A 14,807-nucleotide genomic window follows, 5' to 3' on the forward strand; every position below is an offset into this window, starting at 1 on the left:
AGAGAAGCAAAATGAGCTATTTTGCAAGATTTGCTTTTAAATCCTGCAAAGGTGGCTCAAAATTTCGCTAGCGCGTGGCTCACGAATTCGTTAGCGAAGGTGGCTCAAAATTTCATTAGCGAGTGGCTCAAAATTTCGTTGACGATCGCAAGCTTGGCTTAAAGTCCGCAGACAGAATATACAGCCACCTCCAGATGTACCGAATAAATTAAAAGGATGGGTTGAGCTATCAGAAGATCCACGTCAGATCCCTATCAAAGCTGATGAGTGCCAGATACAAGAAGAATGCATTGCATTTGAAGCGGATGAGCAACGCGTTGCCGCATGGGATGCTTATATAAATCAATGGAATGAATGGGCCGAAAGGATAAGGCCACAATATATCGTTCAGGACCTTTTCATGAGGCTTTTCAATTTAAGGGAACGTCTAAAATACGATGAAGAACTAGAGCTGGCATGGGGCCAAGGCGTGGTCCTATGGAAGCACGGCGTACATGATATCAAATATCCGTTGATAATTCAGAAAATGATTCTCGATTATGATCCTATTAACGGTGTTATGAGCGTAATACCCGATGAGGATGCTGATTCAAGGTTAGAAACTGATATTTTTACCGATATGAACATACCGGATCTGTCACCTGTTCAAGAGCATTTTGAGCAAATAGATTACAATCCCGCGGATAGCGGGACATATTTGGATATATTAAAAGAAGCAGGAGGCGTCATATCCGCTGACTTTTGCATATATAACGCGGAAGAAATTCAAGATGAGGCTGCCGGCAAAAAGCTTTGCATTGTGGATGAGAGCGTATTGTTTGTACGCCGGCGCCAAGTCGATTCCCTGCTGAGGGATATAGACGGATTAAAGAACGCCCTTACGGAGGATAAATTGGCTCAAGCCGGTGCATGGAAAGCAATATTGGGTGTTTCGGGAAATAAGCCGTCGGTATATGAGCAGAGAGAGCGGGATGAATGGAGCTGTCTTATAGATAAAAACATATTGTTTCCGCTTCCGGCTAACCTCGAGCAGATTCAGATCATAGATCGATTGGAACATGCTGACGGCGTAGTGGTGTGGGGCCCGCCGGGGACCGGCAAAAGCCATACCATAGCCAATCTCATTTGTCACTTTATGGCTCAAGGTAAGAAAGTGCTCGTTACATCACAAAAAGAACAAGCGTTGACGGTTTTACACAATAAAATACCCGAGGCCCTAAGGCCTTTATGTATTAGCGTGTTGAGCCACGCCAACGATAGCAAGGAGCAGCTCAACAAAGCTGTTTCTACGATTATAGAAATGGTGACGCAATCGGATATAAATATTTTACAGGCTGATATAAAACGCTTGGAGGAACAGATAGATCAGGACAAAGAAGAAATGATATCGATCCAGCGTCAAATGCAGAAGTTGGCAGGAATACAGGTCAGAATGGTGCAGTCGGATGATGGGCGTTTGCTTTTACCTTCGGACCTTGCCAAAGTACTTAAATTGCAGGAGGATATGCATAACTGGCTGGATAATATGCCGGATTATGAAGTGATACCTGTGGTTGAAAGCGGTAAGGAGGCTGTAAAAATCGTTTCGCAACCGCCGCTTGATGGAGAGGAGATGAAACGCTTCAGGAAATCCCGCAGAGCTATAATAGATCATATAGATGATTTATCGTATGAATTTCCGGATACCAAGGATCTGTTGGATAGGGTTTCTTTCGGCAAGATGGTCGAGCACCTGCATAAGTTATCGGCTATGGATGCGGATGTGGACGGTTATATTCCCGGGGTTGTTTTCACCGATGAATCTGCAGATGGCATCGAAACCGCATTGAATGCCATAAAAGATGCTATGGATGTTTATAACCGCATAAATGCCGATTGGCAGAAAACCTTATTGGATATTATGAGAAAATCTCCTCTGGACAGAGAAAAAATACTTAAATCCGCTCAATTATTGAAGCAGCATATGGTTAACCTGGAGGATTTGTATTCCAAACTGAATTTATTGGATAACGTGACATGGGACCGTTCGATATTATTGGAAGAAACGGCGCAGTTTGTAGATGAGGCTTTGAATAATGTCAGAAGCGGTAAAAAAGCCGTTGGGCTGTTAGAGCTGAATATGAAGAAAAAACGGGCTTTGAAGGGCGTACTGGTAAACGGCCGTATTCCTTGTTCGGAAGGCGAATGGGACTCAGCAAATAATTTTATAAGGCTTATTGTAGCTGCAAAAGAGGCATCCAATGCATGGAACAATTTTGCTGCCAACAGCGGTATTGTCGAGCCTGACAACAAACAGGACATAGATATTCAAGATGTAAAACCTATAATGGAAACCATCAGGCGTTTGCTGGATGTTGTGGAATACGACAGCGCCTGCATACCTAAAGCAAAACAGTGCCTTAACGCTATCATGAAAAACATCGGACCTGTTTCGGACGAGCGATTGGAGGACTTATATAAAGCATTATCCATAAAGATGGCGCAGCAGCAGTATAGTGCGGCCGTAAGTGGCTTAAAAAGGCAAAAGGACGTGCTCGGCCGAGTCATCGATAAAGGTTGTGCTCATGCAGTAGTTACGGATATGCTCAGTTGCTTGGATAAAACATATGAGTGCGACGATAAAACGGTCGAGATATGGGGTAACGGCTATCAGTTTATAAAATTAATAGAGAGCTTAAAGGACGATTATGATAGGTTTATGGCGTCCTGGCGGCGTTTGGATGCTAAAGCGCCTAAGTGGGCTCAGCGATGGTTGCAAAAGGATGTGAATGAGAATGATCTCTGTCCAGCTTATTGGATGACATCGTGGAGCAATAATGCCATAAAGCACTATTTATACGATATAAACTTTGAGAACAGGAAAATGAAAGATCTCGAAGATAAACAGGAACAATTGATCAAGGCTTTGAGAGGCGATAAAGAACAGTTGATATTGAATAAGACTACTTTAGGGCTTATGTTGGGTACGACAGAAGAGAGCTTGAAGGCTTTGGAACGCTGGCATTTGGCGGTTAGGAAGCTAGGCAAAGGTACAGGTAAATTGGCCTGGAGGAAAAAACAAATGGTACAGCACGAAATGCTTCAGGCCAAGGATGCTGTGCCGGTGTGGATAATGCCCGTTTATAAGGTATCTGAAACATTGCCGTCTGATTTTGCCAATTTCGATGTGGTTATAGTCGACGAAGCCAGCCAATGCGATATTAAATCGCTATTGGCTTTAGCCAGAGGCAAAAAAGTGATCATAGTGGGTGATCCGGAACAGATCAGCCCTGACGCCGTGGGCAAGAGCGTTATAGACGTTCAGAGATTGATGCAGCAATATTTGTCGGATATATCCATCAGGGATTATATGGATTTGACCACCAGCCTTTTCGACATAGCCAAGATTACATTTGCGGGCCAAGGGATGCTTATGCTCAGAGAACATTTCAGATGTATGCCTGAAATCATCGGATTTTCGAACAGGTTGTGTTACAATGACAGGATAATACCATTGAGGAATGTGCTGCCGGGCAAGCGCCTGGAGCCGGTATTGGCCGATGTTTATATACCCGGCGGATACAGGGCGGATACACAGGATATAAACAAGCCGGAAGCCGATGCTATATGCGAGAGACTATGTGATATGGTGCATGACCCCAGATATAAAGGTAAGACATTTGGCGTAATATCATTGACGGGCAATGCCCAGGCAAAGTATATTTGGGATAAGATAAACGATTATCTGACACCCGAGGAGCAGGAGGCGTGCAGCCTGAGAATGGGCGACGCATATGCATTCCAGGGGGATGAGCGGGATGTCATGATATTGTCCATGGTGGTGGGGGCCAATGATGCCAAGCGCCTCGTAGCTCTAACCAAGGACCAGTACAGGCAGCGGTTCAATGTGGCGGTAAGCCGCGCGAAGGACCAATTGATCCTGTTCCATTCAGTAGAGCTGGAGGACTTAAAGGAAACTGATCTGCGCTATGAGCTTTTGTCGTATGTGCAAAACGGCATGTGGAGCCAACAGAACGCGGAACGCGGCAGAGATCTATTGGAATCGCCGTTTGAAGAGGCTGTATACGATTGGCTGACGGCGAGAAATTATAGGGTAACACCGCAGGTTAAAGTCGGCAATTACCGTATAGATATGGTCGTAAATGGCGAATACAACCGGTTGGCAATAGAGTGCGATGGTGCCAGATGGCATACGCCTGACCGTTGGTGGCAGGATCGCTTGCGTCAAAGGCAGATGGAGAGAACCGGATGGGTATTCTGGCGTGTATGGGGGAGCGAATTCTATCAAGATCCCGACGCGGCTATGAGCACTATAATACCGTTGCTCGATAGATTAGATATAAAGCCGGCGGATCAGTGGCAGCATACTGAAACTTATGAAAGTTATCGTGATACTGTTTCCCAATTTTCAGGATTAAGCGACCAGTCGATGGCGTTCAGATATGCTATATTACATGTGCTCAAAAATGGCAGCAAAGGCGAGGACCTTTTGCCCGATGAAGTGTTAAGAGCGATGAATGTAGACAAGAGAGGCCTTGAGAGGCAGAGGATTAAAAACGAGATCAAGCAAGAGGTGGCAAGGCTTAAAGCGGATGGCATGATAGAAGAATACAGGACGCAGAAAAGTAAACGCTTGAAACTATCTGATACCATAGCGGCTATGGTAAACGAGGCATATTAATATACATGCCTTCATTACGGAAACTATGCAAAAAGTCCTTTTAATATGGACGGTTTTGGTATATAATATTAACATCAATTAAATTGGACAAAAGTGGAGGGTGGAGTAAAAATAATGACGACTAACAAGACCATTGTATTACAGGATGTTTTCCTCAACCAGGTGCGCAAGGAACGCATACCGGTTACGATATATCTTACTAATGGATTCCAATTACGGGGATTGGTTAAAGGGTTTGACAGTTTTACAGTTATATTGGATAACGAGGGTAGGCAGATGCTGGTCTATAAGCATGCTATATCGACCATTACTCCCGCGCGAAGCGTGAGCTTTGCCCCGAACTATAATAATCCGAGTATGCAGGCTAATTATTCGCCTGTGGCTCAGCCAACCGATGAAAAGGAAGAATAAGCATGCGGCTTACAGTATTGGGCAGATACGGTCCGTTTCCAGCCGCCGACGGTGCTTGCTCCGGTTATCTGGTGGAAGTCGACGATACATGCATACTGTTGGACTGTGGGAACGGCGTTATTTCACGCTTGCTTACATATAAACGTCTCCAGGATATCGATGCTGTAATACTCACGCACTTACATAGCGATCATGTATCGGATATGATGGTATTGAGGTATGCTATAGATATTTTAAAAAAGCGAGGTCAATGGAACAGACTAATTAAGGTATATTCACCATCCTCGCCGGCGAGCGTATGGCAAGATCTTCAGTTTAACAACGTATTTGAATTGTGTGATATAAAGCCAGGGATGGAAACGGATATAGGTGGCGTAAAGATTTCACTTTCGCCTATGGTGCACCCAGTGCCCAGTTTTGCTGTTAAGTTGGAGGATAGTGCTGGCCATAAGCTGGTATATTCGGGCGATACATCGCAGGGCGATGATCTGGTCGGCTTTGCTAAGGGCTGTGATATGCTTTTATGTGATGGCGGGTTGCTTACATCGGAGAAAACTTCGCCTAATGTACCGCATCTTACAGCTGTTGAGGCAGGTATGGTGGCTGCTTACGCTGATGCTAAGGCGTTTTTACTTACGCATTTATGGTTCGAGCATGATGAGGAGCTTTACTTGAAAGAAGCTAGGCAGCATTATCCCGCTGCTGAGGTGGCTCGGGAAAGATACACATATAATATATAACTTGAAATCATAGGGGGAAGAAAGGTGAGGTTTAAGAGACCTGCCATACTCGTATGCCTGTGTTATATAGGCGGCTTATTGCTGGGTTACATAGTTCCTTATGTGTCGAGTACAATCGTATGGGCGGCTGCTGTTATCATGTTGTTAATGGCGGCCGCATTTTTTATGAAGCGGTCAAATATGGCTGTTATATCGGCCATATGCATCTTATTTGCGTTATTTGGTCTGATGAAATTCCAGTACAGCTTTCATGTTGTGAGCGATGGTTTGGAGCTGTTAGAAGGTAAAGACGTCTCGCTGGCAGGGACAATTATAAATATATTTTCAGATGATAAATCCAAGGCTGCTTATGCGCTGGCTGTTGATAATAGCCAAGCCAAAGTGCGTTTAACAATATACCATGATGATGAACAACCGTCATACCGTTGCGGCGACCGCATAATGGTAAAGGGTGAACTTCGGCTACCATCCGGTCAGCGTAATCCCGGAGGTTTCGACTATAAAGCATACCTTAAGGGGCAGGGCATATACCATATAATGTCGGCCAATAGCCGTGATGTTTCATATTTAGGTTCTAAAGGTGTTCATTCCATATCGGATCTTTTCATGAACATTAAGCAGCGCCTTACAGATAGCGTAGACGGATTTATGCCATATCCCGAAAATACATTGCTAAAAGGCATTCTATTCGGATATACGGCCGATATGCCCGATATGATAAGCGAGGCTTACAGTGCTACCGGCATGGCTCATATACTAGCCGTTTCAGGCATGAATGTGGCTTTCATACCGCTTATCATTTACTTTATAATTAAGCCTTTCAATAGCAAACCACGTTTCGCGGATGGCATAGCTATTGCTGCAATATGGGTATATGCCGTAATATCCGATCTTTCCCCATCGGTATTGCGGGCCGCCATAATGCTGTCCGTATTATTGGGAGGCAGGCTGCTGAATAGAAAAGCAGATACGCTAAATAGCCTGTCCATAGCTGCTATTATAATCCTCATCATAAACCCGCTGGACATATACAATATCGGTTTTATGCTGTCCTTTGCTGCTACAGCATCTCTCTTGAGCATATATAAACCAATAGAAGATTTTTTGGCGAGGTTTATGCCAAAGGCTTTGGCCGAGATATGTGCGGCTACATTAGCGCCGCAAATCGCTACCTTGCCCATCATAGCGTATTATTTCAATCAGATACCCACATTGTCGTTGCTGGCCAATATAGCCATAATACCTTTCAATGGTTTTATATTTTTAGCAGGACTGGTATTATCAGCGTTGGGGGCACTTCTACCCGTCGTGGCATCTACAATAGCTTACCCCTTATACATTATATTGCGATCGGTCAATATATTTACGTTAGCGATGGCCGGTATACCGTGGGTAGCTATAAATGTACCATCGCCTTCGATTCCGCTCATAGTCGCTTATTACATAACTATATGCGCTGTTTTTTTATGGCGGCGCATGAGTAGACGGCAGGTAACATCGATTGCAGTTGCTTTGGTATTTATCATAGCTATAGAGGCGTTTACTGTATGGGCAAACGATAACAGGCTAAAAGTGGTATTTTTGGATGTGGGACAGGGCGACAGTATCCTTATAACCACACCGTCGCATAAAAATATACTTATAGACGGAGGCAACCGCGTGGATTATATGGAAGATGGATTTGATGCCGGCCAAAGTATAGTGCTGCCCTATCTTAAACATAACGGCATAATGCATTTGGATTTGATCGCGTATTCTCATCCGGATTCGGATCATATGGGCGGGTTAGTGTCTGTAATGAACGAATTAAGGGTGGACACCGTCCTATATAGCATATACGATGAAAAATTTTTAAGCACCGCTCTTAACAAAGGTGCACGCGTTGTAAAGCTGGCACAAGGCGATCGAATCGAGGTGGATGATGGTATCGTATTCGAGGTGTTGTATCCACTGGCCCAACCATCTTTTGATGGTGGCAATAACGATTCATTGGTGTTAAAATTAAAATACAAGAATTTTTCATTATTATTGCCGGGAGATATAGAATCTGATGCTGAAAATGAATTGATCCAAGATGCGGATTTAGAAAGCGCTGTTATAAAGGTGCCTCATCATGGTAGCGATACATCGAGTACTGATGGCTTTATAGCCGCTGTAAAGCCAGACGTAGCGGTTGTATCGGTGGGTAATAATAATTTTGGACAGCCGAGCGATAATGTTATACGGCGATACTACGATGCTGGCGCACAGGTATATCGGACTGATAAACATGGAGCTGTTAGCATAGTTACCGATGGTTGGAATATGAGCGTTGAAACGGTGATCGAAAGGTGATGATAGCATATGGATCATACAGAGTTTTTTAATAACTTAAAGGCTGGAGATATAGCGCGGCTTTATCTATTTTACGGCCAGGAGGAGTACGTAAAAGAGCAAGCGCTCGCACAACTAAAGGATACATTGCTCGATGGGGCTGTGCGCGATATGAATATGACCGTCCTGGATGGGGAAACTGCCAGTGTAGATGATGTGTTGGCTTGCGCGGATACGCTCCCTTTATTTGGCGGAAGAAGGCTTGTGGTAATCCGCAACTATGCGCCGCTCATGGGGCGTGGGGCGGATACGGTGGACCGCAAGCGCTTGGTCGATTACATTGCTCACATACCAGAGCATCTGTGCCTGGTATTCGTCTGCCGAGGAGATATACGTAAGAATACAGCGCTTTTTAAGGCTATAGGGAAATATGGGGCGGTTGTGGATTTTGCCCAGCTTAAGGATAAGGAACTTATATTATGGATACGGACGGCTTTTAAACGACTGGGTAAAGCCATCTCGTCTCAAGATGCACAATATATGGCTATGATGGCCGGCAGCGAACTGGAGACGCTGGTGCATGAGATACATAAAGTAGCGGATTATGCAGGCGAAGCCCGTGTAATATGCGCGCAAGATATAGATGCGGTGGTTACGCGCATATCATCGGCCAATATATTCAAAATGGTCGATGCTATCGGACAAAAAGATGTGGATAAGGCGCTATACCATATGAACGAGTTGTTGGAATCCGGACAATCTCCCATAGGCATGTTATCTATGATAGCTAGGCAATTCAGGATATTGTTGCAATGCAGGCTTTTGCTGGATAAAGGATACAGTGCCAGGGAAATATCATCTCAATTAAAACTGCCGATTTTTGCGGTTAACAGCTATATAAACCAGCTCAAAGAATTCGATAAGCGGCAAATCGTTGAGGCATTGAGACATTGTCTGCAAAGCGATTTGGATATGAAGTCAACATCCTTTAATCAAGCTATGATCTTAGAAAGATTGGTATTGAGCTTGAAAAATAATGGTATATAGGGTATGATATAAGCGTATAATTTGAGAGGGTGGGTAGATAATATGAGCAATGATGAACAAAAAACCATGAAATTTAATATCGAAGACGATAACAGTGCGCAGGCTAAAGCCGTACTGATGCAGGTATTTGCTGCGCTTGAAGAGAAGGGGTATGATCCGATAGTGCAGATGGTAGGTTATTTTATATCCGGCGATCCGAGTTATATAACCAGCCATAATAATGCCAGAGCGCTTATACATAAGCTGGACAGAGATGAACTGCTCAGCGAATTGCTTAGATTTTATATAGACGCTCATGAAGGCCAATAATCCTATCATGCGAATATTAGGGCTTGATGTAGGGGACAATACGATAGGTATAGCGATCAGTGACGAATTGGGCTGGACGGCTCAGGGGCTGGAGACATGGAGGCGCAAGCAACCGGAGGCCGATATGCAGCATATAGTTGATATATGTCAAAAGTCAGGGGTTCAGTGCATAGTGATAGGACTGCCTAAGAACATGAATGGCAGTATAGGGCCTCAAGGCAAAAAGGTGATAGCATTTAAACAAAGGTTGGCTGATTATATGGCTGATGACATCGATATAGTGTTGTGGGATGAGAGGCTGAGTACGGTAGCCGCCCAGCGTTCGTTGATAGAAGCCGATGTCAGCCGGGCAAAGCGCAAAAAGGTCATAGATAAAATGGCGGCCGTGTATATATTGCAAGGATATTTGGATAGTTTGCGCATAACCAAAAATAAAGATTGACAGGTAGATTACTTTAGTATAAAATGGCATCAAATTGATGAATGGAGGTACCGTTATGGTTGACGAAGAAAATATCGTAACCCTTATAGATGAGGATGATAATGAGGTCCAATTCGAGCATATACTTACATTGGAAATCGATAATAAAGAATATGTTCTGTTGTCTCCGCTGGAGCCTATGGAGGACCTTGGCCAAGATGAGGCCATAGTATTGAGGATAGAACAAGATGAAAATGGCGAGGATATATACGTTTCTATAGACGACGAGGATGAAATGCAAGCAGTTTATGATGCTTATATGGAAATTATATCCGACGAAGAAGACGAGGATGAAGATTTCTATGATGACGATGAGGACGAAGATGATGATAAATGAAATAGCCTGATGATAAATGGCATATCGAAACGATGTGCCATTTATTTTTTATTCATACTATTGACAATGATTATCATTATGATTATACTATAAATAGAAATTGATAATAATTATCAATATAAATGCAGAGGGAGGGTTTATGTCAATGGATAAAAAAGCGAATAATAAAAGTTGTCATACAAGCGGCAATGAGCACATTGAAGGGCTACCCAAGATAGCGTTGGTAGGTACCCCCAATGTGGGCAAAAGCGTAATATTTAACCGCTTGACTGGTAAATATGTTACGGTGTCCAATTACCCTGGTACTACCGTAGAGATTTCAAGAGGGAAAGGACGCATAGGAGACTGCGAATTTGAAATAATAGATACGCCGGGTATGTACTCGCTGATGCCTATAACTGAAGAAGAAAGGGTGGCCAGAAGGCTCCTTTTGGAAGAAAAACCGGATGTGGTATTGCATATTGTAGATGCTAAAAATATAAAACGCATGCTTTCATTTACTTTGCAGCTTATAGAAGCCGGTCTACCGGTGATCCTCGTGCTGAATGTTATGGATGAGGCCGAAAGGTTAGGTATAAAAATAGATGCTTACAAGTTGAGGCAGAAGTTAGGCATACCTGTTGTAGTTACCTCTGCGGCGTTGAATAAAGGGATAAAAGAGTTGAAGCAGGAGGTAACGGATTATGTCGTCAGTATTGCAGCCTGAGGTAGTAAAATATGACGAAACGATAGAAAAGGCTATAGAGGATATAATAGACTCGCTCAAAGGAGAGTATAATATATCAAAACGCTCTATAGCCGTTTTGTTGCTTCAGGGCGATGATGAAATTAAGCATATGGTAAGTAGACGTGAAGGCGATGGATGGCAGCGAATATCAGATATCATAAGCGAGGCACAGAAGGCCTATAACGAACCTTTAAGCTATATAATGGCCATGGAAAGGCAAAAACTCGCTTGGGCTATAACCGATGATATAGTTAAGGAGGATAAAGCGACTGATAAAAGTATAAACGAGCGCTTAAGCCGCCTTACTATGAGTCCAATTACAGGTATTCCGATATTGTTAATTGTATTATATTTCGGTTTATATCAATTCGTCGGCGTATTCGGAGCTGGCGTGGTGGTGGACTTTATAGAAGGTACAATATTTGAGCAATATATAAATCCATGGATAAACGGTTTGCTGATCCAATATGTGCCGTGGCCGGCACTTCGCGATTTGATAGGCATGGATTATGGCATCGTTACGTTGGGTTTAAGATATGCTGTAGCTATAATCTTACCCATTGTGGGCACGTTTTTCTTCATGTTTTCCATAATAGAGGATTCCGGCTATTTACCTAGGATAGCCATGTTACTGGATAGGGTATTTAAAAAAATAGGACTCAACGGCAGAGCAGTGATACCGATGACGCTGGGTTTTGGATGCGATACAATGGCCACATTGGTAACCAGAACGTTAGAAACAACACGCGAGAGGGTCATAGCTACACTGTTGCTTGCCCTGGCTATACCATGTTCCGCGCAGTTGGGAGTTGTATTGGGGCTTTTGTCGGGTCATACAGCAGCACTTGTAACATGGGTCGTAGTTGTTATAGGGGTATTGCTGCTGATCGGATACCTGGCAGCCAAAGTAATACCGGGAGAACGTCCGGCGTTCTTTATGGAAGTGCCGCCGTTGCGCTGGCCCAGCCTATCTAACGTATGGATGAAGACCTATACACGCATGCAATGGTACTTTATAGAAGTAATGCCGTTGTTTATACTTGCTAGCGTTATCATATGGTTGGGAAACCTAACCGGTTTATTTGGCCTTATAATAAGCTGGCTGGAGCCGTTGATGCATGCTCTTGGTTTACCGTCAGAGGCTGCTGAAGCGTTCTTATTCGGTTTCTTTAGACGCGATTATGGTGCGGGAGGATTGTATGACCTACAAAAGGCTGGATTGTTAAACGGCAGACAATTGGCGGTAGCGGCTTCTACTTTGACGCTGTTTGTGCCATGTATAGCGCAGTTTTCTATTATGTGGAAGGAGCGTGGGGCAAAGACTACATTAGGCATGGTGGCTTTTATTTTTCCTTTTGCTTTTGCCGTTGGCTATGTACTCAATAAGATACTTATATTGCTGGGGGTGTCATAATATGAGTAAAACGTTAAAATGTCCGTTTTGTGGTTATGAATTTGAAATGGCTGAGGCTGAAAAGGGATGTAAAGGGTGCCCTTTCAGCCGCACATGTCATAAAATAAAATGCCCGAATTGCGGTTATGAAATGGCTGAATCGATAAAGCTGCCGAAGTTTTTGAGAAAAGCAGCGATGATAAAAAACGAGTCAAGGGGACATTGCTTATGAGAAGTGTAGCAGATATGAAAACGGGGCAAAAAGCCACTATTATGGCGTTGGACATGAACAATCAGGATACTGTACGCAAGTTGATGGCCCTAGGCATAGTGGTGGGCAGTGACGTAAAATTAGTGCAGAGCTTTCCTTCCTATGTTATAAAGGTGGGCTATACTCAAATAGCTATAGATAAAGACATAGCATCCAGTATATTTGTTAATTGAAAAGGTCTGGCCTCTATTGACTTATATATAATTTGTGCATATACTATACTATGTTATTTCTAATTGAGAAGAAGGTGCGCGATTATGGATAATATAACAACGTTAAAGGAGCAATTGCAACAGAAGGGTTATAAATTTACCACGCAAAGGCGAGCTACGCTGGATGCCATAGTGGAAAATGAAGGTAAGCATATGACCCCTGAAGAGATATATGAGCAGGTTAAAAAGAAATATCCGGAGATAGGATTGGCCACTATATACAGAACGCTTCAATTGCTAGAAGAAATGGATGTTATATATAGACTGGATTTTGACGATGGCAAGACGCGCTATGAGTTAAATCACCATAACGAGGATCATCAACATCATCATTTGATATGCATTAAATGCGGTAAGGTTATAGAGGTTAAAGAGGATTTCTTAGAACGCCTAGAAAAACTTATAGAGGTCGATTATGATTTTGATATAACCGACCATATGTTAAAATTCTTCGGCTATTGCAGCGAATGCCGTAATAGCCAGAATGAAAATGAATGAGTAAGCGGGAGGATATCCCGCTTACTCATTTGTATGGCATGAAACAGGCAATTTTTCTGTGATACGTTCGGCTATATCCATATATATCTTTGCTGAATTATCGCCTTCCTTCAATACCGTAGGTACGCCGTTATCGCTATCCTGTCGTATCTCAATATCCAGCGGTATTTGGCCTAGAATTTCTGTATTTAATATCTTAGCTATTGCTTCGGTTTCACCTTGACCGAAAATGTAGTGTTTGGCTGAACAGTTAGGACATATAAAGTATGACATATTTTCTATTATACCAAGTATGTCCACTTTGACTTTTTCAGCCATATTGCCCAAACGCCCCGCTACATGGGCGGCTGAAGATTGCGGTGTTGTTACTAACAGTAACTTTGAAGTGGGTATTCGTTGTAATACGCTGAGCGGTACATCACCTGTGCCCGGTGGCAGGTCTAAAACCAAGTAATCCAGATCACCCCAATAGACATCGCTGAAGAACTGTTCCAGGATACCCCCTAGTATGGGTCCACGCCATATCAGAGCTACATCTTCTTCGGACATGAAATTACCCATGGATATCGTCTTAATTCCGTGGGCTTCTATAGGCATTATAGTATGCTCGTCGATGGCAGTGGCCTGCTTGCCTTTGGTACCTAGCAGCCTGGGTATGCTATAGCCGAGTATATCGGTATCTATAAGCCCGACCTTGTATCCTAGCTTATGCAGTGCCAATGCCAGATTTGCGGTTATGGTTGACTTGCCTACGCCGCCTTTGCCACTGCCCACTGCTATTACATGAGTATTCTCAAACAATACCTCACGCTTCTGCCCGAATCGCTTGCTAAGAGCTTGTCTCTCATCGTTTGTCATCTCACCTATATTAACTTTAACACTATTAACGCCAGGCAATGCCGAAATGGCAGCCATTACATCGTCGCGTATTTTGTTCTGCAACGGACACCCCTTTATGGTTAAGTGTATATCGACGACAACCTGTCCATCGCTTATATCTATATTATGGACCATACCCAGATCCACAATATCTTTACCTATCTCCGGGTCTATTACCTTCCTCAAAGCATCCAATATCTGTTCTTTTGTAACCATAAAATCCTCCTGCGATTTAGTTTTCATCATTATACCACTTTCTTATTCTGACGTGTATTGTTAGTTTGTATAATCGCGATTCGTAATATGTGATAAAAGAAGTGTAAGTACGCAATTATTATGTGGTATAAGGCTTGAGATATATACTTCGCTACGGCTGGGAAGCTGGATCACTACACAATCAAAGATTGCTGTGGTCCTACGCTTCAAAAGCCCACTCAGCATATATGTCAAGCCCGTAGCAAACGTAGGCTTTATGTCGTCGCATACGCTGAATTTACTATATTATGAA

At 43.3% G+C, this 14,807-nt stretch carries 14 protein-coding genes; 13 read left to right on the forward strand and 1 reads right to left on the reverse strand.

The features are described from left to right. Window positions 1–400: 400 nt before the first annotated feature. The 13 genes from MAHAU_RS03315 (at window position 401) to MAHAU_RS03375 (ending at window position 13,420) form a co-directional block, all read left to right on the forward strand. Complete coding sequence (locus MAHAU_RS03315) at window positions 401–4,681, forward strand: AAA domain-containing protein (protein ID WP_041643812.1); 4,281 nt, start codon at window positions 401–403, stop codon at window positions 4,679–4,681. Between the two features lie 114 nt (window positions 4,682–4,795). Then, window positions 4,796–5,092 carry an RNA chaperone Hfq gene (hfq, locus tag MAHAU_RS03320; protein WP_013780310.1) on the forward strand — a complete coding sequence of 99 codons (297 nt, stop codon included), beginning with the start codon at window positions 4,796–4,798 and terminating at the stop codon, window positions 5,090–5,092. Between the two features lie 2 nt (window positions 5,093–5,094). Then, window positions 5,095–5,832, forward strand: coding sequence for an MBL fold metallo-hydrolase (locus tag MAHAU_RS03325; RefSeq protein WP_013780311.1), 738 nt, complete (start codon window positions 5,095–5,097; stop codon window positions 5,830–5,832). 24 nt (window positions 5,833–5,856) lie between these two features. Beyond that, the gene (locus tag MAHAU_RS03330; protein ID WP_013780312.1) at window positions 5,857–8,166 is read left to right on the forward strand and encodes a DNA internalization-related competence protein ComEC/Rec2; all 2,310 of its coding nucleotides are present in this window, start codon (window positions 5,857–5,859) and stop codon (window positions 8,164–8,166) included. Between the two features lie 9 nt (window positions 8,167–8,175). Continuing rightward, complete coding sequence (holA, locus tag MAHAU_RS03335) at window positions 8,176–9,192, forward strand: DNA polymerase III subunit delta (protein WP_013780313.1); 1,017 nt, start codon at window positions 8,176–8,178, stop codon at window positions 9,190–9,192. A 42-nt stretch (window positions 9,193–9,234) separates the two neighbouring features. Further along, window positions 9,235–9,501, forward strand: a complete 267-nt coding sequence (locus tag MAHAU_RS03340) for an IreB family regulatory phosphoprotein (RefSeq protein ID WP_013780314.1) — start codon at window positions 9,235–9,237, stop codon at window positions 9,499–9,501. A gap of 7 nt (window positions 9,502–9,508) precedes the next feature. After that, window positions 9,509–9,943: a Holliday junction resolvase RuvX gene (ruvX, locus tag MAHAU_RS03345; RefSeq protein WP_013780315.1), complete on the forward strand. Its 435-nt coding sequence runs from the start codon at window positions 9,509–9,511 to the stop codon at window positions 9,941–9,943. Window positions 9,944–9,998: 55 nt separating this feature from the next. Further along, window positions 9,999–10,319 (forward strand): DUF1292 domain-containing protein, encoded by a 321-nt coding sequence (locus MAHAU_RS03350; protein WP_013780316.1) that lies wholly within the window; start codon window positions 9,999–10,001, stop codon window positions 10,317–10,319. Window positions 10,320–10,464: 145 nt separating this feature from the next. Beyond that, window positions 10,465–11,025 carry a FeoB small GTPase domain-containing protein gene (locus tag MAHAU_RS03355; RefSeq protein WP_013780317.1) on the forward strand — a complete coding sequence of 187 codons (561 nt, stop codon included), beginning with the start codon at window positions 10,465–10,467 and terminating at the stop codon, window positions 11,023–11,025. Next, complete coding sequence (locus MAHAU_RS03360) at window positions 11,003–12,460, forward strand: ferrous iron transporter B (protein WP_013780318.1); 1,458 nt, start codon at window positions 11,003–11,005, stop codon at window positions 12,458–12,460. Before MAHAU_RS03355 ends, MAHAU_RS03360 begins: the two co-directional genes overlap by 23 nt. A gap of 1 nt (window position 12,461) precedes the next feature. Next, the gene (locus MAHAU_RS03365; protein ID WP_013780319.1) at window positions 12,462–12,671 is read left to right on the forward strand and encodes a hypothetical protein; all 210 of its coding nucleotides are present in this window, start codon (window positions 12,462–12,464) and stop codon (window positions 12,669–12,671) included. After that, entirely contained in the window at window positions 12,668–12,883 is a 216-nt protein-coding gene (locus MAHAU_RS03370) for a FeoA family protein (protein ID WP_013780320.1), read from the forward strand. The genes MAHAU_RS03365 and MAHAU_RS03370 overlap by 4 nt, the downstream gene beginning before the upstream one ends. Before the next feature lie 84 nt (window positions 12,884–12,967). Next, window positions 12,968–13,420 carry a Fur family transcriptional regulator gene (locus MAHAU_RS03375; protein WP_013780321.1) on the forward strand — a complete coding sequence of 151 codons (453 nt, stop codon included), beginning with the start codon at window positions 12,968–12,970 and terminating at the stop codon, window positions 13,418–13,420. Between the two features lie 21 nt (window positions 13,421–13,441). On the opposite strand, the gene MAHAU_RS03380 is transcribed toward MAHAU_RS03375, so the two are convergent. Further along, window positions 13,442–14,515, reverse strand: a complete 1,074-nt coding sequence (locus tag MAHAU_RS03380) for an Mrp/NBP35 family ATP-binding protein (RefSeq protein WP_013780322.1) — start codon at window positions 14,513–14,515, stop codon at window positions 13,442–13,444. Window positions 14,516–14,807 lie beyond the last annotated feature (292 nt).

It is taken from the genome of Mahella australiensis 50-1 BON (assembly GCF_000213255.1).
GTDB lineage: Bacteria > Bacillota > Clostridia > Mahellales > Mahellaceae > Mahella > Mahella australiensis.